At 62.8% G+C, this 23,477-nt stretch carries 24 protein-coding genes; 9 read left to right on the forward strand and 15 right to left on the reverse strand.

The genetic code is table 11. The features are described from left to right. Positions 1 to 14 precede the first annotated feature (14 nt). The gene (locus tag KUL25_RS19090) at positions 15 to 875 is read right to left on the reverse strand and encodes a sulfotransferase (protein WP_257894346.1); all 861 of its coding nucleotides are present in this window, start codon (positions 873 to 875) and stop codon (positions 15 to 17) included. 199 nt (positions 876 to 1,074) lie between these two features. Here KUL25_RS19090 and KUL25_RS19095 point away from each other — a divergent pair, with 199 nt between their 5' ends. Next, positions 1,075 to 1,266 carry a hypothetical protein gene (locus tag KUL25_RS19095; RefSeq protein ID WP_257894347.1) on the forward strand — a complete coding sequence of 64 codons (192 nt, stop codon included), beginning with the start codon at positions 1,075 to 1,077 and terminating at the stop codon, positions 1,264 to 1,266. Between the two features lie 4 nt (positions 1,267 to 1,270). Here KUL25_RS19095 and KUL25_RS19100 read toward each other — a convergent pair whose 3' ends face one another. Then, entirely contained in the window at positions 1,271 to 2,542 is a 1,272-nt protein-coding gene (locus KUL25_RS19100) for an acetylornithine deacetylase/succinyl-diaminopimelate desuccinylase family protein (protein ID WP_257894348.1), read from the reverse strand. A gap of 98 nt (positions 2,543 to 2,640) precedes the next feature. Between KUL25_RS19100 and KUL25_RS19105 the strand changes: the two genes are divergently transcribed. Both KUL25_RS19105 and KUL25_RS19110 read left to right on the forward strand, forming a co-directional pair. Continuing rightward, a complete protein-coding gene (locus KUL25_RS19105) occupies positions 2,641 to 2,901 on the forward strand; it encodes a hypothetical protein (RefSeq protein ID WP_068354586.1) in 261 nt (86 codons plus the stop codon). A gap of 13 nt (positions 2,902 to 2,914) precedes the next feature. Then, a complete protein-coding gene (locus tag KUL25_RS19110) occupies positions 2,915 to 3,556 on the forward strand; it encodes a DUF1523 family protein (RefSeq protein ID WP_257894349.1) in 642 nt (213 codons plus the stop codon). 126 nt (positions 3,557 to 3,682) lie between these two features. Here KUL25_RS19110 and KUL25_RS19115 read toward each other — a convergent pair whose 3' ends face one another. The 5 genes from KUL25_RS19115 to KUL25_RS19135 all read right to left on the reverse strand — a co-directional run bounded on the left by KUL25_RS19115 (position 3,683) and on the right by KUL25_RS19135 (position 8,139). Next, on the reverse strand, positions 3,683 to 6,022 hold the full coding sequence (locus tag KUL25_RS19115) for an aldehyde dehydrogenase family protein (protein ID WP_257894350.1): 2,340 nt from the start codon (positions 6,020 to 6,022) through the stop codon (positions 3,683 to 3,685). A gap of 3 nt (positions 6,023 to 6,025) precedes the next feature. Then, entirely contained in the window at positions 6,026 to 6,307 is a 282-nt protein-coding gene (locus KUL25_RS19120) for a hypothetical protein (RefSeq protein ID WP_257894351.1), read from the reverse strand. A gap of 3 nt (positions 6,308 to 6,310) precedes the next feature. Continuing rightward, positions 6,311 to 6,583, reverse strand: a complete 273-nt coding sequence (locus KUL25_RS19125) for a hypothetical protein (protein WP_257894352.1) — start codon at positions 6,581 to 6,583, stop codon at positions 6,311 to 6,313. Positions 6,584 to 6,616: 33 nt separating this feature from the next. Next, a complete protein-coding gene (deoC, locus tag KUL25_RS19130; protein WP_068354633.1) occupies positions 6,617 to 7,615 on the reverse strand; it encodes a deoxyribose-phosphate aldolase in 999 nt (332 codons plus the stop codon). A gap of 77 nt (positions 7,616 to 7,692) precedes the next feature. Further along, on the reverse strand, positions 7,693 to 8,139 hold the full coding sequence (locus tag KUL25_RS19135) for a DMT family transporter (RefSeq protein ID WP_257894353.1): 447 nt from the start codon (positions 8,137 to 8,139) through the stop codon (positions 7,693 to 7,695). A gap of 132 nt (positions 8,140 to 8,271) precedes the next feature. Between KUL25_RS19135 and rpe the strand changes: the two genes are divergently transcribed. After that, positions 8,272 to 8,952, forward strand: a complete 681-nt coding sequence (gene rpe / locus KUL25_RS19140) for a ribulose-phosphate 3-epimerase (protein ID WP_257894354.1) — start codon at positions 8,272 to 8,274, stop codon at positions 8,950 to 8,952. A 259-nt stretch (positions 8,953 to 9,211) separates the two neighbouring features. Here the strand turns inward: rpe and KUL25_RS19145 are convergent, their stop codons facing one another. From KUL25_RS19145 to KUL25_RS19165, 5 genes are all read right to left on the reverse strand, one after another. Continuing rightward, positions 9,212 to 9,883, reverse strand: a complete 672-nt coding sequence (locus KUL25_RS19145) for a thermonuclease family protein (protein ID WP_257894355.1) — start codon at positions 9,881 to 9,883, stop codon at positions 9,212 to 9,214. A gap of 134 nt (positions 9,884 to 10,017) precedes the next feature. Then, positions 10,018 to 11,304, reverse strand: a complete 1,287-nt coding sequence (gene ccrA, locus KUL25_RS19150; RefSeq protein WP_257894904.1) for a crotonyl-CoA carboxylase/reductase — start codon at positions 11,302 to 11,304, stop codon at positions 10,018 to 10,020. A gap of 149 nt (positions 11,305 to 11,453) precedes the next feature. Beyond that, a complete protein-coding gene (locus KUL25_RS19155; protein ID WP_257894356.1) occupies positions 11,454 to 11,927 on the reverse strand; it encodes a hypothetical protein in 474 nt (157 codons plus the stop codon). Next, complete coding sequence (locus tag KUL25_RS19160; RefSeq protein ID WP_257894357.1) at positions 11,924 to 13,312, reverse strand: 1-acyl-sn-glycerol-3-phosphate acyltransferase; 1,389 nt, start codon at positions 13,310 to 13,312, stop codon at positions 11,924 to 11,926. The genes KUL25_RS19155 and KUL25_RS19160 overlap by 4 nt, the downstream gene beginning before the upstream one ends. A gap of 385 nt (positions 13,313 to 13,697) precedes the next feature. After that, entirely contained in the window at positions 13,698 to 14,267 is a 570-nt protein-coding gene (locus tag KUL25_RS19165) for a hypothetical protein (protein ID WP_257894358.1), read from the reverse strand. 348 nt (positions 14,268 to 14,615) lie between these two features. On the opposite strand from KUL25_RS19165, the gene KUL25_RS19170 reads away from it, so the two are divergent. The 5 genes from KUL25_RS19170 (at position 14,616) to KUL25_RS19190 (ending at position 19,424) form a co-directional block, all read left to right on the forward strand. Further along, the gene (locus KUL25_RS19170; RefSeq protein ID WP_257894359.1) at positions 14,616 to 15,191 is read left to right on the forward strand and encodes a VPLPA-CTERM sorting domain-containing protein; all 576 of its coding nucleotides are present in this window, start codon (positions 14,616 to 14,618) and stop codon (positions 15,189 to 15,191) included. Positions 15,192 to 15,331: 140 nt separating this feature from the next. Further along, positions 15,332 to 17,299, forward strand: a complete 1,968-nt coding sequence (locus KUL25_RS19175) for a protein meaA (protein ID WP_257894360.1) — start codon at positions 15,332 to 15,334, stop codon at positions 17,297 to 17,299. A 110-nt stretch (positions 17,300 to 17,409) separates the two neighbouring features. Further along, on the forward strand, positions 17,410 to 17,727 hold the full coding sequence (locus KUL25_RS19180; protein WP_345791008.1) for an H-NS histone family protein: 318 nt from the start codon (positions 17,410 to 17,412) through the stop codon (positions 17,725 to 17,727). Beyond that, positions 17,728 to 18,432, forward strand: a complete 705-nt coding sequence (deoD, locus tag KUL25_RS19185) for a purine-nucleoside phosphorylase (RefSeq protein ID WP_257894361.1) — start codon at positions 17,728 to 17,730, stop codon at positions 18,430 to 18,432. Continuing rightward, the gene (locus tag KUL25_RS19190; RefSeq protein ID WP_257894362.1) at positions 18,429 to 19,424 is read left to right on the forward strand and encodes an aldo/keto reductase; all 996 of its coding nucleotides are present in this window, start codon (positions 18,429 to 18,431) and stop codon (positions 19,422 to 19,424) included. Before deoD ends, KUL25_RS19190 begins: the two co-directional genes overlap by 4 nt. A 79-nt stretch (positions 19,425 to 19,503) precedes the next feature. Here the strand turns inward: KUL25_RS19190 and KUL25_RS19195 are convergent, their stop codons facing one another. The 3 genes from KUL25_RS19195 to creD all read right to left on the reverse strand — a co-directional run bounded on the left by KUL25_RS19195 (position 19,504) and on the right by creD (position 23,321). After that, on the reverse strand, positions 19,504 to 20,673 hold the full coding sequence (locus KUL25_RS19195; RefSeq protein ID WP_257894363.1) for a type III PLP-dependent enzyme: 1,170 nt from the start codon (positions 20,671 to 20,673) through the stop codon (positions 19,504 to 19,506). A gap of 409 nt (positions 20,674 to 21,082) precedes the next feature. Further along, positions 21,083 to 21,937 (reverse strand): urea carboxylase-associated family protein, encoded by an 855-nt coding sequence (locus KUL25_RS19200; protein WP_257894364.1) that lies wholly within the window; start codon positions 21,935 to 21,937, stop codon positions 21,083 to 21,085. After that, on the reverse strand, positions 21,897 to 23,321 hold the full coding sequence (gene creD, locus KUL25_RS19205) for a cell envelope integrity protein CreD (protein ID WP_257894365.1): 1,425 nt from the start codon (positions 23,319 to 23,321) through the stop codon (positions 21,897 to 21,899). The genes KUL25_RS19200 and creD overlap by 41 nt, the downstream gene beginning before the upstream one ends. Between the last annotated feature and the right edge of the window lie 156 nt (positions 23,322 to 23,477).

Below are 23,477 nucleotides of genomic sequence, written 5' to 3' on the forward strand. Positions count from 1 at the left end.
CGCCTACTGAAAAGTTACCCCCAGCTGTCGGGCACCGTGACGCCCAACGCGCGCAGCCCCTCGATCTGCTGGGCGACATCCTCGGCAAACCTCTCGGCGAAGCCTTCGGGCATCGGGTGCGAGGGGGAGGGGTTGACCACGCGTTCGATGATCGCGTCGGGCAGATCAAAGGGCGTGACCTCCAGAAACCGCTCGATATCCGCGATGAAGGCGCGGGGCGCGGACGGGATGCGGTCGAAGACGTCGATGTGCAGGCATTCCGGCGGCAGTGCGGCCTGCATCCGCGTGATCGCGGCGGCGTAGTCGTTATGTTGCAGGTAGTCGGCGCCCCGGCGCACGTGGTCCTCCAACTCATCCAGGGTCCATTCCTGAAGCTTCTCGCTGGCGTCTTGCATCTTCAGGTGGAACCTCACGTGGCTCCAGAGGCGATCCAACGGCTCGCGCAGGGTGTAGACGACGCGCAGCTTGGCCGTGCGGGCATGCAGCTTCGCCCACCCTTCTTCGGGCACCAGGGCGCCCATGTTTGAGAAATCCGCAACCCATGTCGCCGCGCCCTTGTGCAGGAACAGGCTGTTGAACCAGGCGTCGTTGACCGGGCCTTTCAGCCAGTTCGCCGTCCATTCCACCCGCTTTTGCAGCACCGGCATGGACGAGCGGTCGGGGTCGAAATGCAGGTAGCCCCGCGCCCGCCGCATCCTTGCGTGATCGGACAGGATGCCGGGGTTCACATGCTGCGCGTAAAGGTAATGGATCTCTTTCTCGCGGCAAAAGTGGATGTCGGGATGCCGATGCAGCGCGTCGAAGATCCACGTCGTGCCCGCCTTCATCGCGCCAACGCCAAGCAGAAGGTGATCGAAGGTCTTGGACTCTGACATCGGGGGCGATCCAATTCTTTTTGTGCGTCCGATGTTTAGCGGCCAACGCCCGAACCGCACAAGGTGCCCGGAATTTGGGCGAGGCCTGTGGGTAAGTCAAATTCGTTTCAGTTTCGTTACAAAACGAAAGACGGAGGGAGAGAATCGGGTTAACTTTTTCCCAAGCGCGACGGTCACTTTGTTGGGGGAGGGATTACCCATGCCAAGTCCGGAAGAGATTCTGTCGATCGACAGAGAGAAGATTGCAGCTTTCATTCAGGATCAGGCCTCGGCCAAGACCTTGAGCCCCTTGGTTAAACAGCTCAATGAGTTGTTGATCGCGGGTGACGAAGCGGCCAGCCACCTTGCCGCCCGCGCCTTGCGGCACCTTGGCTTTGCGGAATACGCGTAACTTCTTATAAAAGAAGCTCCGCCAGCGTCAGCGCCATGACCTTGGCGCTGTCCTCCATGTCCTGGACACCGACCCATTCGTCGGGTTGATGCGCAAGGTCCAGGATACCCGGCCCATACGCGATGCAGTTCTTCAGCGTGCCGATCCGGTCGATGTGTTTCTGGTCGTAGGTGCCGGGCGATACGACGAATTCTGCCTGCGTTTCCAACACTTTGGAAATTGCGGCCTCTACCGTTTTCACCACCGGCGCGTTGCGGTCCGTCATCGTGGGCGAGACGCTCCATAGCTCGTTCAACTCGTAGTGGAAATCGGGGCGCTCTGCCTTCACCTTCTCCAGCACGGCGATGATCTCGGCCCGCACCTCGCCCTCATTTTCTTCAATCAGGTAGCGGCGGTCGATGGTGATCTTGCAGCGATCCGGCACGCAGGCGGCGGGCAGGCCGGTGTAATCGGCCTCCTGCACCGGTTCCCCGCCGTGGATTGCATTGATGTTCATCGTCGATTGTTTCGCGCCCTCGGGCACCACGGGCATGTCGGTGCGTTTGGTGGCGAGAAGGGGGAAAAGCGACGCCTCCATTTCCGCCAGAACGGCACCCATATGGCGCACGGCGCAATCGCCAAGGAACGGCATGGAGCCGTGGGCAATGCGGCCGTGGGTCTCGATCTCGGCCCACCAGACGCCGCGATGACCCAGGCAGATGCGATCCTTGTTGAGCGGTTCGGGGATGATGACGTGCTGCACCCTGTCGGGATGGAAATACCCCTGCTCGGCCAGATAGGCGACACCGCCATAGCCGCCCGATTCCTCGTCCGCCGTCGCTGAAATCTCGATCGCGCCGTTGAAGTCGGGGTGGGTGGCGATGAAGGCCTCGGCCGCGATGATGCTGGCCGCCAGCCCGCCCTTCATGTCGCAGGCCCCGCGCCCGTAGATCCTGTCGCCGTCCAATTCGCCGCCAAACGGATCACGGGTCCAGCCGTGGCCCACGGCGACGACATCGTGGTGGCTGTTGAAATGCACACATTCCCCGGGCCCCCGCTCCAGCCGAGCGACCATGTTCCAGCGCGGATAGGTGTCACTGTCGGCGATTGCCCCGTGGGCGCGGATCATCTCCACCGTGAAGCCCTGGGCGCGCAGGCGGTCGGCCAGGTATTCGCAGATCTCAAGATACTGCAGCCCCGGTGGGTTCAGGGTCGGGAAACGGATCAGGTCCTGGGTCAGCGCGATCAGCGCGTCCCGGCGGGCTGCAACGGCAGCAAGAAGGGCGGTGTCAGACATGGGCGCAGCTTGGCCCCCGCGCGAAGTCGCCGCAAGCCCTGCCATTCACCCGCGCCATGGCCTATATGTAGCAAAGCGCAAATAGGGAGACGCGAAAGATGCTTGGATTGGGCCGGGTTGCGATCATCATGATGGTGGCGTTGAGCGTCGTCTACATCTGCCTGTTCTTCTACCTTCGGTCCGGCGCGCGGATGACGTTGGAAGAGGACTGGGTGCGAGAGGGTCGCCCCGGCGACCGCGATGCCTGGGTGGATGAGCGTCTTGGCCTCAAGGTCTCTCGCATAAGGGTCTGGCTGGTTCTGGGCGTCTATGTCATGCCTTTGGTCGGACTCGTGGCCTTTGTCTGGCTGAGCAACTGAAGGAAAGCTGCCGATGCGCTGGCCCCGGATTATCATTCTGCTGATCGTGTTGTCGATTCTTGGGGCCTTCGCCCACTACACGCTGCCGCAGCGCGACATCGTTCGGATTACCGGCACTGAATCGGTGCGCGAGGAATTCACCTCGTGGAACCGCTGGTTCTATGCTGATGGCGAGGGGGGCGCGCTTGCCGCCGCCGGAAGCAATCGCGATATCCGGTTCATCAACACCGTGTTCCCTGACGAGGTGAACGCCGCCGGAGAGGTCACCGAGCCCGGCCGCGTCATGGTCTATCGCAACGAGGATACCGGCTTTGGCTGGCCGCCCTACTTCAAACTGGATACGGCGGATTTGCAGGCAGAGGCAACGAACCTGGTGTCGACCGCGGCGGACCCGCAGTGGGTTGCCATAACCCATTACGGCTGGAGGCTGCATTTCCCGACGGCCTACCCCAATGCCGTGTCCGTGCGCCCGGTCGATGGCCCGGACGTTCGCCTGATCCCCTGGACCAATATCGTGATCCTGCTGATCCTGGCGGCGCTGATCTTCTTGATCTGGCGTATGTGGGAGCGGTTCGAGGACCGCGTGATCGCGCCTCTCGTCGATGGCACGGCTGTGCGGTGGGCAAAGCTCAAGGATCGGCTCAGCGGGCGGTAACGCAGGCGGGCACCCGGATTGGCGACGCCTGCGCGGGGGCCAGGCCTGGGGTTTGAGTTGTATTTGGCAAGATGAAGGACGGAGCGGTGCGCCCCGGGACCGAGCGGTGACGCGGGTTCCGGGGGGCTATTCGCCGTAGGGGATCCAGATGGTTTTGGTCTCCGTTCCCGCGTCAAGGAAAGGGCGCAGGTTGGGGGCGGTCCAGTCGGGGTTGCCGCCGGTGTTTGTCCAGGTGCGTTTGAGGTTGTTGGCAGAGGCCTTCTCAAGCGCTGTCGGATCCACGTGCGGCGAGAACGCCCAAAGCGCGTCGACCTCCATATGCCCAGCCAATGTCGGCGCGAGGTCCATGTGGTTTCCGGTCACGATATTGACGACGCCCGCGGGGACATCTGACGTTTCCAGCACCTGGTAGAGGTCCGTCATCACCAGGGGGGCTGCCTGTGACGGTGCCAGCACGATCCGGTTGCCCATCGCCAGCGCCGCTGCGAGGAGCGTCGTAGACGCGAGGAGGGGCGCGTCGTCGGGCGCGAGGGCGCCGACGATGCCGACAGGCTCTTTCATGGCCAGCGCCACGCCCCGCAGCGGGACGCCCTTGGTGGACCCGTCGAACTTGTCGGCCCAGGCGGCTGCGGTGAACAGCTGGTCGATGGTGGCCGTCACCTCTGCCGTGGCCTTGCCGTGCGAGGTGCCGATGGAGGTGCCGATCCGGTCGGCGAATTCATCCGCGCGCGCCGACAGGTTCTCGGCCAGGTAATAGAGGATCTGCGCCCGCAGATGCCCCGTGGACCCGCTCCATTTGGCGGCCCCGCGCGCGGCCTCCACCGCGTTGCGGATGTCCTTGCGGTTGCCTTGGCCGGTATGCCCCAGAAGCACGCCCTTGCGCGAGTAGTGGGCCGTTGAATAGCCCCCATCGGGCCGCGCCTGCTTGCCGCCGATATACATTTTCGCGGTCCGGTCGAGGTCCGCGACTGCGGACGTCGCGGGTGCCTCCGGCACTGCGATGGCCTTTGCCGCCGTCAGTTTCGCGTCGCTCTTCAGGTAAGCGCCAAGGCCTTCCCATCCGCCTTCACGCCCGAAGCCGCTTTCGCGGACGCCGCCGAAGGGGGCCGCCGCATCGAAGAGGTTCGTGGCGTTCACCCAAACCACACCGGCCACCAGCTTGGGCGCGATATCCAGCGCGAGGTTCACGTTTTCCGTCCACAGGGTCGCCGCCAGGCCGTAGCGCGTGTTGTTGGCCACTTCGACGGCCTCCGCAGGCGTGCGGAAGGTGGTGGAGACGAGGACCGGCCCGAAGATTTCCTCTTGCATCAGGGGCGAGGCCGTATGCAGCCCGGTGATCAGCGTTGGTGGATAGAAGCAGCCGCCCTCGGGGATCGGGCCGGGGGCGTGGTAGATCTCGCCGTCCGACGCGCTGACCAGGCGCGTGATGGCGGCGTGTTGCACCGGGTCCACGATGGCGCCCACATCGATGCATTTGTCCATTGGGTCGCCGATGCGGAGCGTCGCCATGCGGGCGCACAGCCGCGCGTGGAAATCATCGGCGATGTTTTCCTGCACCAACAGGCGCGAGCCCGCGCAGCAGACCTGGCCCTGATTGAACCAGATCGCGTCCACGAGGCCTTCGATGGCAGAGTCGATGTCGGCGTCGTCGAAGACGATGTAGGGGGATTTTCCGCCCAACTCCAATGTCAGGCTCTTGCCCGTGCCTGCGGTCTGTTCGCGGATCAGGCGGCCCACATCGGTGGAGCCGGTGAAGGCGATCTTGTCGACGTCGGCGGCCACCAGGGCGGCACCTGTGTCGCCATCGCCGGTGATGATGTTCACCACGCCCGGTGGCACGCCTGCCTCCGTACAGATCTCGGCGAAGACCATGGCCGACAGCGAGGTGTATTCAGCGGGCTTCAGCACCACCGTGTTGCCCGCCGCCAGCGCGGGCGCGATCTTCCAGGCCAGCATCAAGAGCGGGAAGTTCCAGGGGATGATCTGGCCACAAACGCCAAGCGCCGAATGGCCGGGCATTTCCGTGGGCAGCAGTTGCGCGAGGCCCGCGTGGTAGTAGAAATGGCGGATCGCCAGCGGGATATCGATGTCGCGGGCCTCACGGATCGGTTTGCCGTTGTCCAGCGTCTCCATCGTCGCCAACAGGCGGGAATGTTTCTGCATCACCCGCGCGATGGCATAGAGCACGCGGGCACGTTTGGTATGGTCCTTCTCCCAGGCGGACTGCGCGCGGCGGGCGGCTTTTACGGCGGCTTCCACCTCTTCTGCCGTGGTCTTGGTGACGCCTGCCAGCTTCTCGCCCGTGGCGGGGTTGTTGGAGGCGAAATCATCGCGCAGCGGCCCCCATTTGCCGCCGATGAACGGGCCCGCGATGCCGCCACGATCGGCCAGCCAGGCATGCGCCTCGGACGCGCTTTCAGGGGCGGGGCCGTAGTCCATGGTTTCGAAAATCTCTGCGGTGGTCATGGGTTATCCCCCGATGAAGATGTAGGCGGCGATGGAGGCCGCACTGGCGGCGCAGGCGGCGATGGTAACGGGGCGGGCGCGGTCGCTGGCCTCGGCCACGGCGCGGAACTCGGGCGGCATGTCGGCGCGGTTGGCCTTGTTGCGGTACTTCTGGTGGAAGGTGCGGGCCTGATCCACGGTCAGCTTGGCGGCTTCCGCGCGCAGGGGGCGCGAGACACGCAGCATCAGCCACATGCAGGTGACGACGACGATGATCAGCAGGATGAGGTTGAGGTCGATGGCCATGGGTCAAATGAACACGTAAAGCACGATGGCACAAACCGTGACACTCATTGCGATGTAATAGAGTTTGGTCACCGCCTTTGCGGCGTCACGCAGGGGGCCGAACTTGTCCGGTATGTTGGCCACATCCTGGGCCGTGGACTTGTTGAGCGCACGGTATTCCTCCAACTCCGCTTCCGAAAAGGCGGAGGTCGCGGCCTTCATGGTAGATCTCATCCGCCGTGCCACGATGCCAAGGATGGCGGCAAGTGTGATGACAATGATCCATTCGGTGTTCATAAATCCAGACCCAGAAGCAAGTTGCGGTTCGCGTCAGCCAATTCCGTGCCGATATCCGGCCGAATAAGCTCCGGTGACGTGGTGTTCCAATTGCCGTTCGATATCGCCCAGAAGGGAGGACGCGCCGAAGCGGAAGAGGTCGGGTTGCAGCCAGCGGTTGCCGAGTTCCTCTTTCATCAGGGATAGGTAGACGAGCGCATCCTTGGCCTTGCTGATCCCGCCCGCCGGTTTGTAGCCGACCTTGAAGCCGGTCAGTGCCTCGTACTGGCGGATCGCGCGCAGCATGGTGAGGGACACGGGCAGGGTGGCGTTGACGCTTTCCTTACCGGTGGAGGTCTTGATGAAATCGGCGCCCGCCATCATGCAGATCAGGCTGGCGCGGGCGACATTGCGAAGCGTCCCCAGCTCTCCGGTGGCCAGGATCGCCTTGACGTGCGCCTCGCCGCAGGCGGCGCGGAAGGTGCGCATCTCGTCGTAAAGCGCCTGCCAGTCGCCCGTCAGCACGTGGCGGCGAGAGATCACGATGTCGATCTCGGCGGCGCCCGCCTTCACGCTCTCCTCGATCTCGGCCACCCGCAGGTGGAACGGCGACAGGCCCGCCGGAAACCCGGTAGAGACGGCGGCCACGGGAATGCCGGTGCCCTCCAACGCCTCGACCGCGGTTTCGATCATCTCGTGGTAGACGCAGACCGCCCCGGTGGTGATGGCGGGCAGGCCGAGCGCGTCAAGGATATCGGCGCGCACCGGCTGTCGGGCTTTGGCGCAAAGCCGCCGGACGCGGCCCGGCGTGTCGTCGCCCGAGAGCGTCGTCAGGTCGATGCAGGTCACGGCCTTCGCCAGCCACGCGGCCTGATAGGCCTTCTTGACGGTGCGCCGCCCCGGCAGGGTCGCCGCGCGGCGTTCAATCGCCGAGGTATTGGCCTGCACGCGCGCCACAAGATCCATATCCAGATCCATGCCTGCGTTGCGGGGCAGGTGGACTTGGGGAAGCTGGTCGTTGTGCAGGGGCGGGGCGGTTGTGGTCTGCTGCATCACCGGGGCCTTTTCTGGTGTCGACGCAGCGTCCCATGGGGCCGCGCAAAAGGCAAGCTTGACCAAACGGTCAAAAATCAAACCCGTGATAACAAAAGCCCGCCCGCCACCATCACCACGGCGAGGATCCGCGTCCAGCTGATGTCGCGCACCTGTAGGCCGAAGGCGCCGACAGCATCCAGGATCAGTGCCGTCAACACCTGGCCGAAGATCAGCGCTGCCATCAGGGTCAGCACGCCCAACGTGCCGACCGATGCGACGGTGGAAAACACGTAGAACGCGCCAAGCGCCCCACCGATCCAGGCCCACCACGGCACGGTGGACAGGGCCGCCGCAGAGGGCACCGTGCCCCGCGCCACGACAATGACGCTTAGCAATATCGCGGCCACTATGAACGAGATCGCCGTCGCCGTGACAGGATCACCGACATGTGTGCTGAGCCTTCCGTTGACCACCGCCTGCGTGGCGATGCAGGCCCCGCCGATCGCGACAAGGGCAAGGGCAGTGAGATATTGTGCGGTCATCAATGGCCTCCGGGTTACGATGCTGCGGACAGTGCGCGCGACGGTGGGGTTTGCCAAGGGGCAGGGCAGGGGCTAACAGGGCCGCAAACAGCCGTGCAGGGTCCAGCGGACCCGCAAACAGGAGGTGCTGCCATGCCATTCGACCGTTCCATCAAGATCGCCCCATCCATCCTTGCCGCCGATTTCGCCAACTTCGGGGCGGAGGTTCGCGCGGTGGAGGCCCAGGGCGCGGACTGGATCCACATTGACGTGATGGACGGGCATTTCGTGCCCAACCTGACGTTTGGCCCGCCGATGGTGAAGGCGCTGCGCAAGCACGTGAGCACGGTGATGGACGTGCATCTGATGATCTCTCCGGTCGATGCCTATATCGACGCCTATGCCGATGCGGGGGCGGATGTGCTGACCGCGCATGTGGAGGCCGGGCCCCACATTCACCGCACGTTGCAGGCCATTCGAGGCGCGGGGATGAAGGCCGGTGTCGCGCTGAACCCCGGCACGCCCGCGTCCTCCATCGCCCATGTGTTGGACATGTGTGACCTGGTTTGCGTGATGACGGTGAACCCCGGTTTCGGCGGGCAGTCGTTCATCGACATGACGTCGAAGATCGACACCCTGCGCAAGATGATCGGCGACCGGGAGGTGCATATCGAGATCGACGGCGGCGTGGACGCGAAGACGGCTCCGCTGGTGGCCCGGGCGGGCGCGGATGTGCTTGTGGCAGGCTCGGCTGTGTTCCGGGGCGGATCGGTGGATGATCCGGCGCCTTATGGCGAGAATATCCGGGCGATCCGGGCATCCGTGGAAGCATAGAAGTGGCGGCGCCGCCGAGAGGCGGAGCGGTTTGCGTGCGCCGGGGTGGTTAGACCCGGCGGCCATAGGGGGTTCTGCCCCCGTTAAGCTTGTGATCTGGCAACCTGGTCTGCACCCGTTCTTTCAATGTCCTATCGCCTTTCGGCTACTTGAGGACAGGGACGTCGGGGTGGTCTATGATCAGGAGCGTACCGTCCTGTTGCTGCAGCGGGGATGGTTATGCTGTGGCAGGGTTAAGGAAAGGTTGACGGCGCTCCCGTCATGTCGAACCGCCGGCCGCCTTTGCTCTCTTTTTGGCGTCAAACGCTTCCCACACATGCATCCGCCCTTTTTGCCGAGCATCGGCCAGCCAGAGTTTCTTGCGTGCGTCCGGTGTTTCCATAGCGCGGTAAATGCCGCCCGAATATTTTGCCCAATCCAGAGCAAGGCCCTGTTTCACCAATTCAGCGGACAAATCACGCCCGTCGCTCAACGTGCATTTCGCAACAGTTCGCCCATGGTCATCGATTTCCGTAATCTCCGCCGTCACGATCTGATTTTTACACAATTCAAACATGGCCCACTTGGCCTTCTTGCCAAAGGGGTGGTTCATTTCAAGCGCGTCGACCCCAAAAAGACGGATCTGGGTTTTCTGGATGCGGAGCGTGTCCCCATCGACGATATAGGCTTTTCCTTTCAGGAAAGTGGGTTGCGGAACCGGCGTCGCTGTTTTTTCAGAGAAATGGTCATGCCTTGCCGTAGGCGCACGTGGCGTGGGACGCTTTGCCTGTGAAGGCGTCGGCGTTGGTGCATGATGGAATGTCGGCTTGCGCGCGCGATGGTCTGATGGGACGTGATCCGAGGGTGGCGGACTCTTTTTACTGCCGCGATCAAGTAGAAAGTAGATGACGATTGTGCATCCCGCGACGGCAACAACGTAGATGATTTCCAAATCAAGACGCTCACTGTTTTATTTGAGGTGAGTTTACCGACCACGTTGGGAAAATAAACCGGAGAGCAAAAAAAAACCTGCGCCGAGTGTCTTCGGCGCAGGTCAGTCTTGGGGTTAGATGTGGTCGTGTGGAATTAGCCCTTCGGCCCGGCCTCCAGCACGTCTTCCAGCGTCCGCAGGCCTGTGCGCGGGGCTTGGACCAGCACGGACATGTTGCCGGGCTTGTGCTCATTTCGGAGCATTTTGGTGTGCGCGCCGGGAAGCTCTTCCCAGGGGAAAACCTCGGACATGCAGGGGTCGAGGCGCTGTTGCACCATCAACTGGTTCGCGGCAGAGGCTTGTTTCAGGTGCGCGAAGTGGGAGCCCTGAAGGCGCTTCTGGTGCATCCACATGTAGCGCACGTCGAAGGTGCAGTTGAAGCCGGTGGTGCCGGCGCAGATCACGACCATGCCGCCCTTCTTGCATACCAGGGTCGACACCGGGAAGGTCGCCTCGCCGGGATGCTCGAACACCATGTCGACGTTCACGCCCTTGCCGGTGATGTCCCAGATCGCCTTGCCGAATTTGCGGGCTTCCTTGAACCACTCGGCATATTCCGGCGTGTTCACGGTGGGCAGTTGGCCCCAGCAGTTGAAATCCTTGCGGTTGATGACGCCCTTGGCGCCGAGGCCCAGGACGAAATCGCGCTTGGTCTCATCGGAAATCACCGCGATGGCATTGGCGCCCGCCGTGTTGGCCAGTTGGATCGCGTAGGAGCCGAGGCCACCGGACGCGCCCCAGATCAGGACGTTCTGGCCGGGCTTGAGATCGTGGGGTTCATGGCCGAACAGCATCCGGTAGGCGGTGGCGAGCGTCAGGGTGTAGCAGGCGCTTTCTTCCCAAGTCAGGTGCTTGGGGCGCGGCATAAGCTGCTGCGCCTGCACGTTGGTGAACTGCGCAAAGGAGCCGTCGGGGGTCTCATACCCCCAAATGCGCTGGGAGGTGGAGAACATCGGATCGCCGCCGTTACACTCCTCATCATCGCCGTCGTCCTGGTTGCAGTGAACGACAACCTCGTCGCCCACTTTCCAGCGCTTCACCTTGTCGCCCACGGCCCAGACGATGCCGGAAGCGTCGGAGCCCGCGATGTGGTAGTCCGCGCCGTGGCCGTCGAAGGGAGAGATCGGCTGGCCGAGGCCCGCCCAGACGCCGTTGTAGTTCACGCCCGCCGCCATCACGAGGACCAGCACTTCGTGGCTGTCGAGCACGGGGGTATCGACGACCTCGACCTCGAACGCCTTGTCTGGCTCGCCGTGGCGTTCACGACGGATGGTCCAGGCGTACATCTTGGGCGGCACGTAGCCCATGGGGGGCATTTCGCCCATCTCGTAGAGGTCCTTCATCGGCGCGTCGTAGGGGGCGGTGGGGGCGTCCAGGGCCATTGTGCTCTCCGTCATGTTACGTGTCCTTCACGTGATGCCGCACTGCGGAATCAAATGCTGCTGTTGCGAGAGATATAAATGGTCGCGCAATAATGCAACCTGAAATTGGCAGTTTGGGTAATTTTATGTCGCATTAGGGCGCGTGTGTCTTATGGCGCTGTTTGTGCGTCAAGCCAGTCACGCATGCGACGCGCGAGGGGGGCCACCTTCCGATTCCCGCTGAAGGCCGTTTCCAGCAGGATGTTGTCGCGGCCCTTCACAGAGAAGGCGATGGTGTGCATGTCGTCGTCCTCGTGGACGAAGATATCCGCCAACTCGGAGAACGGGATCGCCAAGGTGTCACGACCTGTCAGCCTGTGCCGCTTGATCGTTATGGTCCGGGTTGTGGCATCCAACACGGCTTCGTCAGAGGCATTATGGAATAGCCCGAATGCGCCGATCCCGTTGAAAAGCAGACCAAGAAAGAGCGCGAACACGTTCAGGATATCGCGCATGTTCTCCTGCGTCATTGCATAGGCGATGAGTGCGCCCACGCTGAGAAAAAACAGGCTTGCGAGATCGGCGATGATTTTTCGGCGGCTGGTCACGACGAACCGTTGAGGGGAGTCTTCAATGACCTTCATTCGGCCGCGTTCTCCCGCACCTCTGCGTCCAGCAGATGCGCCACGCTGGCTGCGTAGTAGTCGACGACGGACACGCCACGTTCGGTCACGGTCAGGGCATCGCCCGAGCGCTCCACGAACCCGCGTTCCATCAGGGCGCGCAGGCCGGCTTCGATGGTGTAATCCAGATCCTCGCGGGCGAGGTGGATGCCTGTGTCCCGGGCCGAGGCCCGGTCTACGCGGTCCTGAACGGCGGCTTTGAGGGCCTGCGACGTGCGGGCGCCGCCCTTCAGGGCGTGGGCCACCAGGGGCACGGGCACGATGGGGGTGACGGCGGCGATACGGGACATGAGGGCGCGGCCCAGGGCTTCGGCGTCGTCGGCGTGGGGCTCGGCCAGGAAATCCTTGAGCGACAGGGGGTCCCCGAAAGAGACGGCGGCATAGCCATAGCGGTGGAATTTGCCGGTGAGGCGGTGCCAGATCTGGCGGCGCAGGTAGCGGTAGATCGGCAGCAGCGAGAATCGGAAGCCGCCGGTGCCGCCGTTTTGGGCGGCGATCAGGTTCCGGTCCTCCATCACGCGGTCATAATTGATGGCGACCGGCACGAAGGTGACGTTGCGCGACTTGCCCGGCGTGAAACCGTCGAGGATATAGGAGATAAGGCCCAGTTTCGGCTTGCCCAGGCCACCGGTGCGCGACAGCCCGCCCTCGGGGAAGACGGCCTGGGTCACGCCCGCCTCGGTCGCCATCTGCACGTAGCGGGCCAGCACCTTGCGGTAGAGCGGGTTGTTGTGGCGGCGGCGGATGAAGTATCCGCCGAGCGCGCGCACGAGGGTGCGCAGGGGCCAGACGCGGGCCCATTCGCCGACCGCATAGGCCAACGCAGAGCGTTCGGCCACCAGCCAGGTGACCAGCACATAATCCATGTTGGAGCGGTGGTTCATCACGAAGATGACCGTGTCGCTGTTGGGGATCGCTTCGAGCGCGTCGGAATTTGGGTTGGTGAGGCGCACCCGGTAGAGGGATTGCGACAGGAAGCGGGCGGCGCGAATGGCGAAGGCAAAGTAGGTGAAGGCGGAGAAGCCCGGCACGATCTCACGGGCGTAACGCTCGGCGGTTTGGGCGGCGACGTCTTCACGCACGCCTTTTTCGCGGGCATGTTCGACGATCGCCTGCGCAACCTCGGGGTCGTAAACGAGGCGGCGGACGGTATCCATGCGGCGGGCGAGTTTGAACGGCTGGATCGGGTTCTTGAGGCGTTTGTTTAGCTCGGCCACGGCATTTTCGAGGCGGCGGCGCAGGAACCAGCGGACGGAGGGAAACAGGAAGTGCGACGCGAAGGTCACCGCCGCGAACAGCAGGATCAGCAGGAAGAGCCAAAGCGGCAAGGTCACGGGCGTCGTCATGAGCGCGAGGGTGTCAGGAATTGAGGGGGCGCGCAATCTGCGTCGGTCGCCGGTGCGGGACTGTTCAACGGCGGAGGTGACGCCTTATCTTGCGGGCATCTGCTTGGGTGGGGCGGTTGCGCATCGACGATGCAAGTCAAAGGGCCCGCCCGACGAAAGAGCCGCTACTGAAAAAAATGGATGCAAAACAGCGGCATGGTCGATGCGGTTGGCGAATCCGGAACACGCGATCAAAGGTTGGGGAGGGGGATGTCGTCGTCTGGAAACGCAATTTCCGCCCGTCGCCCTTGCCGGACAATGCGGGCCACCTGACGCCGAAAAGAAGGGCCGCAGACACAAAAATGCTGAGCCCGAAGGCTCAGCATCGTGGCGTGTTTTCGCTGTCTCAGGCCGGGCGTCGCCGCGCTGCGATCAACCCTGCCAAACCACCAAGCAGAAGCAAGCCGCCGGCTGGCAGCGGTATTGCCGCGACCTGAGTGAAGCTCAGGTTGTCGGCATATATACCGCCGAGACCCAACTCACCGGTCGTACCGAACGTGATGCTCGCAATGTTCGTGGAAAGAAGAGTCAACGTGTGCATGGTCACGCTGCTCGACGAGATGTCGAGTGTCACGGTTTCCAGCAGCGTGTTGGCGGCGTCGAATGCACTGAGGAACAGCCGATCCGCGTCTGAACCGTTGTCACCCAGATCGACCGAGACGTTCTCCATCAGCGTCGAGAACGTGGCCGTCCAGAAGCTGTCCGCACTGTTCGGAATTGTGCTTCGGACCAACGCGGATGTGCCGTTTGGCGAGAACCCCAAACCACAGGCTTCGTTGCCGACGCCGCCGGTGATGGTGACCTCTGAGGTTGCACAATCGGCGACATTGTCAAATTCCAGCGTGGTCGCGCTGGCGGCAGAAACCGACAAGGCAAGAACGCCCGCAGCCAAAGCAGTAAGTATCGGGAACTTCATAGAATACACTCCTAAAAATGAAAAATAATATGTTAACTTACATCGATTCTCGTGAAAACAGAAGAAAATCTTTGAACCCGGGAAGATGGGGCACCGCGCGAAAGCGAAGTCGAGGGGCAGGAGATTTGGGTGCGCATCCGGGCGTCTTGCGTCGGCCAGACAGCAAGTTTGGCGATGTGTCGTCCGAACGGCACGATGCCTCGGCGCATTTACGGTGAAGCGATTTTGCGCAAGAAAAGCCCCTATTCCGAGCATTGTGTGCGCGCCGGAAACAATGCGGAATCTCTTTCAAATGCGGCGGGAATGGTTTAAGATTTCATCAAAAGTTTAGTAAGTTTGGAGTTTAAAATGAAGACGCTTCTTCTTGCAGCCGCAATGGCTGTGACAGGTACAATTGCATCCGCCACCACAGTGACCATTGATTTCGAGCAGTTCAACGCGTTCGACAATATTGACGGTCAAACCGTAAACGACGTCGTATTTTCCGCGCGTGGCAATGCTGTCAGCATCGAGACTGGCCCTGACGGTAGCTTGGGCATAATCGGACGGCCTGTGACGACCGAATATCCGTACCGCGCGGACTTTTCTGTTTTGGGCGTGACGAACGTGTCGGTGGACTTGGGTGATTTTGGCGCCGATGAGGACCGGATCTTCCTGTTGGCCTTCGACAGCCTGGGCGGGCTGCTTTCATCGGCCATGGAAACGATCCCAAGGGATGTTAATGGTTATCGGACCCTGAGCCTGTCAGCGAACAACATCAGCTATGTGTTGTTCGGCGGCGTTGGCTTTGAGGGGAACAACAGTGTCTACGCTGATAACTTCAGCTACACCATCGCAGCCGTTCCGCTGCCTGCAGGCGGTTTGCTGTTGGTGGGCGCGCTTGGGGCGATGGCCGTGGCCCGGCGGCGTCGCGCCGCATCCTGAACGCGGAAAAATCTGAAATGTTGAGGGTCGCGTTTTCGCGGCCCTCTTTTTTTGCCGCGTTGCAGCGAAAACCTGTTGGAACTTTATTGCGCATGTGGTTTTAAGGGCGCAACTTTGTTGTTCAAACGTGAGTCCGCGCCATGACAGATGCAAATGCCAAAGACCGCCCGTGGTTGATCCGCACGTACGCAGGCCATTCAACGGCAGAGGCGTCAAATGCACTTTATCGCGGCAATCTGGCGAAGGGCCAGACGGGCTTGTCGGTGGCCTTCGATCTGCCGACGCAGACGGGATACGACAGCGACCACGTGCTGGCGCGCGGTGAGGTCGGCAAGGTCGGTGTACCAGTCAGTCATCTGGGCGACATGCGGATGCTTTTCCGCGATATCCCGCTGGAACAGATGAACACCTCGATGACGATCAACGCGACGGCGCCCTGGTTGCTATCGCTCTATATTGCCGTGGCGGAAGAGCAAGGGGCTGATGTGGCCAAGCTGCAAGGCACGGTGCAGAACGACCTGATGAAGGAATACCTGTCGCGCGGCACGTACATTTGCCCGCCAAAGCCAAGCATGGCGATGATCGCGGATGTGGCGGAGTATTGCTACAAGGAGGTTCCGAAATGGAACCCGATGAACGTGTGCTCCTATCACCTGCAAGAGGCCGGCGCGACGCCGGAGCAGGAATTGGCATTCGCGTTGGCCACGGCCGTTTCCGTCCTGGATGAATTGCGTCCCCGTGTGCCTGAAGAAGATTTCCCAACTCTGGTGGGCCGGATTTCCTTCTTCGTGAATGCGGGCATTCGGTTCGTGACCGAGATGTGCAAGATGCGCGCTTTCGTCGATCTGTGGGATGAGATTTGTGAGGAGCGCTACGGCGTCACTGATCCGAAGATGCGCCGTTTCCGCTATGGGGTGCAGGTCAACTCGCTGGGGCTGACGGAACAGCAGCCCGAAAACAACGTCTACCGCATTCTGATCGAAATGCTGGCGGTGACGCTTTCCAAGAAAGCCCGCGCGCGCGCCGTGCAATTGCCCGCCTGGAATGAGGCGCTGGGATTGCCGCGCCCCTGGGATCAGCAATGGTCGATGCGGATGCAGCAGATCATGGCGTTCGAGACGGATCTTCTGGAATACGGCGATCTGTTCGACGGCAACCCGGTGGTCGACGCGAAAGTCGAGGAATTGAAGCAGGGCGCGCGCGCTGAATTGGCCAATCTCGATGGAATGGGCGGCGCCATTGATGCGATCGATTACATGAAGGGACGCTTGGTCGAAAGCAACGCCGACCGTGTGAACCGGATCGAGCGGGGCGAGACCGTGGTGGTTGGCGTGAACAAATACACCGCCTCCGAGCCATCGCCGCTGTTAGGGGAAGACGGAGGGATCATGGTCGTGGATCCGGCGGTCGAGCAGGACCAGATCGCGCGTCTGGACGCGTGGCGGGACAGCCGCGATGCCGACGCGGTCCGCGCCGCGCTGGAGGCGCTGCGCACGGCGGCCCGTGACGGCAAGAACGTCATGCCTGCGTCCATCGCCGCTGCGAAAGCGGGGGTCACGACGGGTGAATGGGCGGGCGTGATGCGGGCCGTTCACGGGGAATACCGGGGGCCTACGGGCGTCTCGGGCGCGGTGTCCAACAAGACGGAAGGCCTGGAAGAGATCCGCGAGGCGGTCGATCTGGTCAGCGACAAGCTGGGTCGTCGCCTGAAATTCCTGGTCGGCAAACCGGGCCTCGATGGGCATTCCAACGGCGCGGAACAAATCGCCTTCCGGGCGCGGGATTGCGGCATGGATATCAGCTATGAGGGTATTCGCCTGACGCCCGCGGAAATCGTTGCGGCCGCGAAAGCCGAGAACGCCCATGTGATCGGCCTGTCGATCCTGTCGGGCAGCCATGTGCCGCTGATCAAAGAAGTGATGGAGTTGATCCGCAAAGAGGAATTGGATATTCCGGTAATTGTCGGCGGTATTATCCCCGACGATGACCGGATAACGCTTTTGGGATACGGTATTGCGCGGGTTTATACGCCCAAGGATTTCGAATTGAACCGGATCATGATGGATATCGTTGCGCTGGTTGACCCTACGGCAATTGCCGCTGAATAGCATTCAGCTCTCTTGACCAAAAAGGACATGTCTAAAAGGATACTTGCCTTTTGTGTGTCTTTTCTGCAAGTGGCTGCTCACTGGACGCCATAAGTGAAGGGGAGATCGTTGTGGCAAAATCACTGGAAAAAATGAGCCTGGAAGAGCTTCAAGCCCATCAAAGGGACGTGGAGGCTACGATCAAAGGCTATGAAAAAAAGCGCAGGTCCGAGTGCCTTGCGGAATTGAAGGCCGTCGCCAAGAAGCACGGGTTCACACTCGACGATTTCACCGGCGGCAAACCCGCGTCGAAGTCCGGACCCAAGGGGGTGGCGAAATACGCCAACCCGGCGGATACCAGCCAGACCTGGACCGGGCGTGGGCGTCAGCCCAACTGGATCAAATCGGCGCTTGCCGCTGGCAAATCACTCGAAGAGTTCGCGATTTAAATGACGGTTCATATCGGCGCCGCAAAGGGCGACATCGCGGAAACGGTTTTGATGCCGGGCGATCCGCTTCGGGCGAAATGGGCGGCAGAGCGGTTTCTGGAAAACCCGGTCTGCGTCAATGAAGTTCGGGGGATGCTGGGGTTCACGGGGATGTGGCGCGGCAATCGCGTCACCATCCACGGGTCCGGCATGGGCATGCCAAGCCTGTCGATCTACGCCAACGAATTGCTTCGCGACTACGGGGCCAAGACGTTGATCCGGATCGGCTCGTGCGGGGCGATGCAGACCTCGGTGAAGTTGCGGGATGTGATCCTGGCGATGACGGCGTCGTCGTTGTCGACGCCTTCCAAGGGCACCTTCCGAGAGCTGAATTTCGCCCCTTGCGCCGACTATGGCTTGCTTCAGGCGGCCTACACGGCGGCTGCGGGCAAGGGCTCGGGCATCCACGTGGGCGGGATCTACTCGTCCGACGTGTTCTATGATGAGCGCCCGGATCTCAACGAGCAGATGGTGCGCCACGGCGTGCTGGCCGTGGAGATGGAAGCGGCAGAACTGTACAACCTGGCGGCGCGTTACGGCGCGCGGGCGCTGGCGGTTCTGACCGTCTCGGACCATTTGCTGACGGAAGAGGCACTGCCCTCGGAAGATCGGCAGTCCAGCTTCTCGGACATGGTGGAGATCGCGCTGGAGGCGGCATTCGCATGAGCGCGCCCGCGGGACACCGCGAAAGGCGAATAGTCGGGCAGAATGTCGGGCCGATTGGCCTTGGGTGCATGAGCTTTGGCGGCATCTACGGGGCCACGGATGAACAAGAAAGCGCCGCCTGCATGCAGGCGGCGCTTGATCTGGGCGTGACCCATTGGGACGTGGCCGAGGTCTACGGCGATGGCGTGTCGGAAAGCGTCATCGGCAGGTTCCTGGCCCAGACCGACGCGCAGGTGACGCTGGCCACCAAGGGCGGCATCTACCGCACGCCGGAACGGCATTTCAGCAATGCGCGTGACCGGTTGCGCGCCTCGTTGGAGGGGTCGTTGAAGCGATTGGGGCGGTCGTCGGTGGAGTTGTATTACATCCACCGCAGGGATCATTCGATCGAAGTCGAAGCGGTCATGGAGACCATGATGGGCTTCAGGGACGAAGGGCTGATCGGCGGCATCGGGTTTTCGGAGATCGCGCCTTTCACCCTGCGCCGCGCGGCCACCGTTGGCCCTGTCGCGGCGGTGCAATCGGAATACTCACTTTGGACGCGGCAGCCCGAATTGGGCATGATCCAGACCTGCGCGGAGTTGGGCGTGGCGTTCGTGGCTTTCTCGCCCCTGGCGCGCGGCATGTTGAGCGATAGATTCCCAGGGCGCGAGGCCTTTGCCGACGGCGATTTCCGCAAAGGCTCGCCGCGCTTCTCGGACCCGAATTACCAGGCGAACATGGCCGCGATTGCGGGCTTCAAGGCCTGGTGCGCCGCGAAGGGATGGGCGACATCGTCCGTGGCGCTGGCTTGGGTTCTGGCGCAGGGGGAACACATCGTGCCGATCCCCGGAACGCGGTCCGCGGCGCATCTGGCGGAGTGGGGTGCAGCCACCGAGATCGACCTGAGTGACGCGGATCTGGCCGAGATCGAGGGGCTGTTGCCGGTAGGTTTCGCCCACGGCGCACGCTATGGCGGTGCGAGTTGGCCGGGGATCGAGATTTACGGCTAGGGACGGGGGAGACGCTTGCATGCGGTCTTTTGAGTTTCAAAAGACGCCTGCGTCGCCCCTCCCACCGTCCCGTTGCGCGTTACACGATCACGACATCGAGCGGCGGGAAGCCGTTGAAGCCGATGGAGGCGTAGGTTGTCGTGTAGGCGCCGCAGTTGCGGATCCAGATCCGCTCGCCTGATTTCAGGCCGAGCGGCAGGGCGACGGGGCGCTTTTCATAGAGCACATCGGCGCTGTCACACGAGGGGCCTGCAAGGATGCAGGGGCCCATGGCCTCATGGTCGCGGTCGGTGGCGAACTGGTAGCGGATCGCCTCGTCCATGGTTTCGGCCAGGCCCGAGAATTTGCCGATATCGAGGTAAACCCAGCGGTGCAGGTCGTCGGGGGATTTGCGAGACACCAGAAGGACTTCGGCAGCGATCATGCCGGCTTCGGCCACCATGGAGCGACCGGGTTCCGCCATCACGCGGGGGACGTCGCCGAAGCGGGCGTGCACCAGTTCCATCACGCGGGCGGCATAGGCCGTGGGGTGCGGGATGTCGTCGCCGTAGAAGGCGGGGAAGCCGCCGCCGATGTTGAGCAGGTCCAGCGCGAAGCCCGCGTCATGGGCGGCGTCCCAGACGGCGGCGATGCCGTCGAGCACAGGCGCCCACATCATCGGGTCACGGGTTTGGGAACCGACGTGGAACGACAGGCCGACGGGGCGCAGGTCCAGCGCGCGCGCCTCGGCCATCAGGGCCAGCGCGTTATCGCGGGTGGTGCCGAACTTGCGGGTCAGCGGCCAGTCGGCGCCGGAGGCGTCGACCAGAAGGCGGATGTAGACCTGCGCGCCGGGGGCGTGCTGGGCGATTTTCTCAAGCTCTTCCGACGCATCGGCTGCGAAGACATCGACGCCGACGGAGTGGGCGAAGGCGATGTCGGAGGGTTTCTTGACAGTGTTGCCGAAGGAGATGTGCGACGGTGCGGCACCGGCATCGAGGCACATCTGGATTTCCACGCGGGACGCGGCGTCGAACCCGGAGCCGAGGGCCACGAGGCGAGACAGGATTTCAGGCGCGGGGTTGGCTTTGATCGCGTAGTGGATGTGGGCGTTGCCGAGGCCGGCTTCGAGCGCAAGGTATTGCTGCGCGACGCGGTCAAGGTCGAGGACCAGTGTCGGACGCTCGAACGTGTGGGCGCGGGCGTAGGCCTCGGCGCGGGAAGCGGATGCGGAATGGGCGGGCGAAAGCCCGAGGAACGTAGCGGTCATCACGATCTCCAAGTGGACGAAACGCCCCATGCAAGGGGACGTGTTGCATTCAAAGGGAGACGTTACCGTCGCTACGTAACTGCGATGGTTATCCCGGGTCAGAGCACCTGAAGTGCGCAGACCCGACTTACCACCCGTGACAGAGGCGCGTGCGTTGGCGTCTATAAATGCGCATTTGGGGCAAGTGTGGATTCGGATCAAGAGATTTTTTCGCGCAGCGTGACTTTTTCGAGTTCCGGGGGAATCGGACACGATTTGATCGTGTCACCGGGAGCCTGGCGTGTGACGTCGGGAACCCGTCTATCGCCGACCAGTGGCGCGTTTGGGGACGTGTCGGATTGAGTTGTATTGGGCAAGATGAAGGGAGCAGGCGCGCGCGGGGGCGCGGCGCGTTAACCTTGATAGGGGGTTAACGGCCGTGGGTGCGGTCGTAGGGATTTGCGCCGGGCGGCTGATGTGTGGTCGTGTGGGCGGTGTCGAAGATTTCGACCAGCAGCGGGTAGCAGGGGGTCACGTCGCTTGAATGCTCGGCCCCGCAGTCGCCACCGGGGCAGGCAGAGAGCGCGCCGATCAGGTCGATTTCGGCGCGGAATTCAAACACGTCGCCGGGGCGGACGGGGGAGGCTTTCATGAAGTATTGCCCGGTGTCGCGGGTAAAGCCGGTGCACATGAAAACATTGAGGACATCGTGGATGAACGGCTCGGCCTGGTCCAGCGGCAGGCCGGTTTCGTCGGCAAAGGCACGGGTCAGGTTGGAGTGGCAGCAATGGTGGTACTGTCCGCCGTCCGACAGAAGCGCGTGGGTGTAGGGATCACACCGGGTGCCGATCACGTCGTGGACCGCGCCGCCGTAGTCGTCGATGCCGTACCAATCGAGGCTGTCGTGGGTGACGGTGGCCATTGGGCGCAGGTGGGGCAGGTTGGACCAGAGGAAATCGCCCGTCGTCACATGGGTGCCGTGGAGCGCGCGGGTCTTGCCGGAGTAGAAATGCTCGGTGATGTCATGGGCGTTCCACAGGTTCAGATCGCCCACCTGGGGGCCTTCGATCGAGCGGATGCGCACGGTCTGGCCCGCACGGGCGGTAAAGGTGGCGGCATCGCGGGCGTCGGCCTGAACGCCCACGATGGTTCCCGTGGGCGTGGCGGGCCCGAGGCCTTGCGGCGTTTGCAAGGTCTCGGGCGGATAGCAGACGACAGGAGGGATGCCGCGGCGCGCCTCGGTGTCAGGGGGCGGGGGCGTCAGCTTGGGGCGTCGGTTGGGCATCGAGTGCTTTCTTCTGTTGTGGTACGCCGTGGCGCGGCGTTCCCCACATCGTCTTGGCGGGGTCACGCGGCGGGCCGTACCAATCTTCGTTCCGTGTCATGAACATGGTCAACGCGAGCGCGAAGAATGCAAGAGTGGATCCGGCCAGCAGCGCATAATCCGCAGAGCGCAGGATCAGGTAGAGGACGCCGTAAGTCACCGCCAGCATGCATCCGAGGATCAACGACCGGTTCCCAAGCTTCAACCCCAGCGCCCCGAACAGTGTCAGCAGCAGCGTCGTGGCCCCGGCCGAGACGCCGTAGGCCGCGCCGAAGCCGATTTGTTCGGCGTAGGAAACCATCAGCAGCACGAACACGGACTGCGCCAACCCGATCAGGATATATTGCACCGGGTGAGTCGGGCGTTTGGTGGCGCCTTCGACCAGTAGGATCGTCAGGAAGGTCAGCGCGATGAAGAGGATGCCATAGCGCGCCGCGCGGTACGCCTTTTGGTAGAAATCATTGGGTTGGAAGAACTGTACACCGAATGCTGTTTGCTGGCGGGCCGTGGCGTCATAGTCCTGACGCGCGGCCTGGGGCAGCGTGCGGGCGAGGTGAGGGATCGACCAGGTGGCCGAGAAGCCCGCATCGGTGATGGTACGGGTGTTGGGCAGGAAGGCGCCCTGAAAACTGGGGTGGGGCCAATCGGAGGTGAGTGTCACGTTAGACGCCCGCCCCACGGGCGTAACCTGCAGGTCGGCGGCGCCGTTGAACCCCAGCGACATGGTGTAGCCGTCGTGATCGCGCGGGTCCCCAAGGTCGGCGATGATGCCTGCGGTGCCGTCTGCGCGTGGTTCCAGCGGGATTGCGATGTTGCCTGCGCGCAGCGTCGCATCGCCGCGTAGCGCCCGGTTGGCCGAGACGGTGATTCGCAGTTGCGCCTGATCCCACAAGATCTCTTCCTGGCCCGACAGCAGGTCATCGGCGGCGGCGAGGTCATAGGTCAGATCCATCGTCGCGAGGGCCTGGAACACGGGCACATCGAAGATGCCGCGGGATCGGATCTCGGTTTGCGTGTCGAGGGCGAGCGAGAAATCCTCGGGCAGCAGGTAGATTGGCGCGGCGCTGCGGATGCGGGTGACGGGGCGGTCTTCGACCCGAACCTCGCCGGTCTCGGGGTCGGTGACGTTCACGCGCTCGGTCAGGGTGACGGGGCCTTGCACGGGCAGGATCAGCATGGGGCCGGACAAAAGCTGTGCGCCGCCCCATTCCGCGCCGACGTCCTGCAACGTCCGCTCTGCCAGGCGGGCGCGGTCATCGACGACCAGCGACACGAAGAACACCGGGATATACATCAGAACGGCCAAAAGGCCGACGATCAGGAAACGAGTGCCGAGGCTGCGCATGGAAATACCCTTTTTGCGAATGGTCCAGGCAAGGGTGGCCCGGGGTCGGCTTGCGGGCAACGGCGCAGATGTGCAGGTTTTCGGGTCTTTTTGCGCAGGCCTTCCCAGAGGCTAGGCCGCGCTAGGCGGGCGCGGTCCAGATGTTGCGCGTCGCCG

The sequence above is a fragment of the Gymnodinialimonas phycosphaerae genome (assembly GCF_019195455.1).
GTDB classification, from domain to species: domain Bacteria; phylum Pseudomonadota; class Alphaproteobacteria; order Rhodobacterales; family Rhodobacteraceae; genus Gymnodinialimonas; species Gymnodinialimonas phycosphaerae.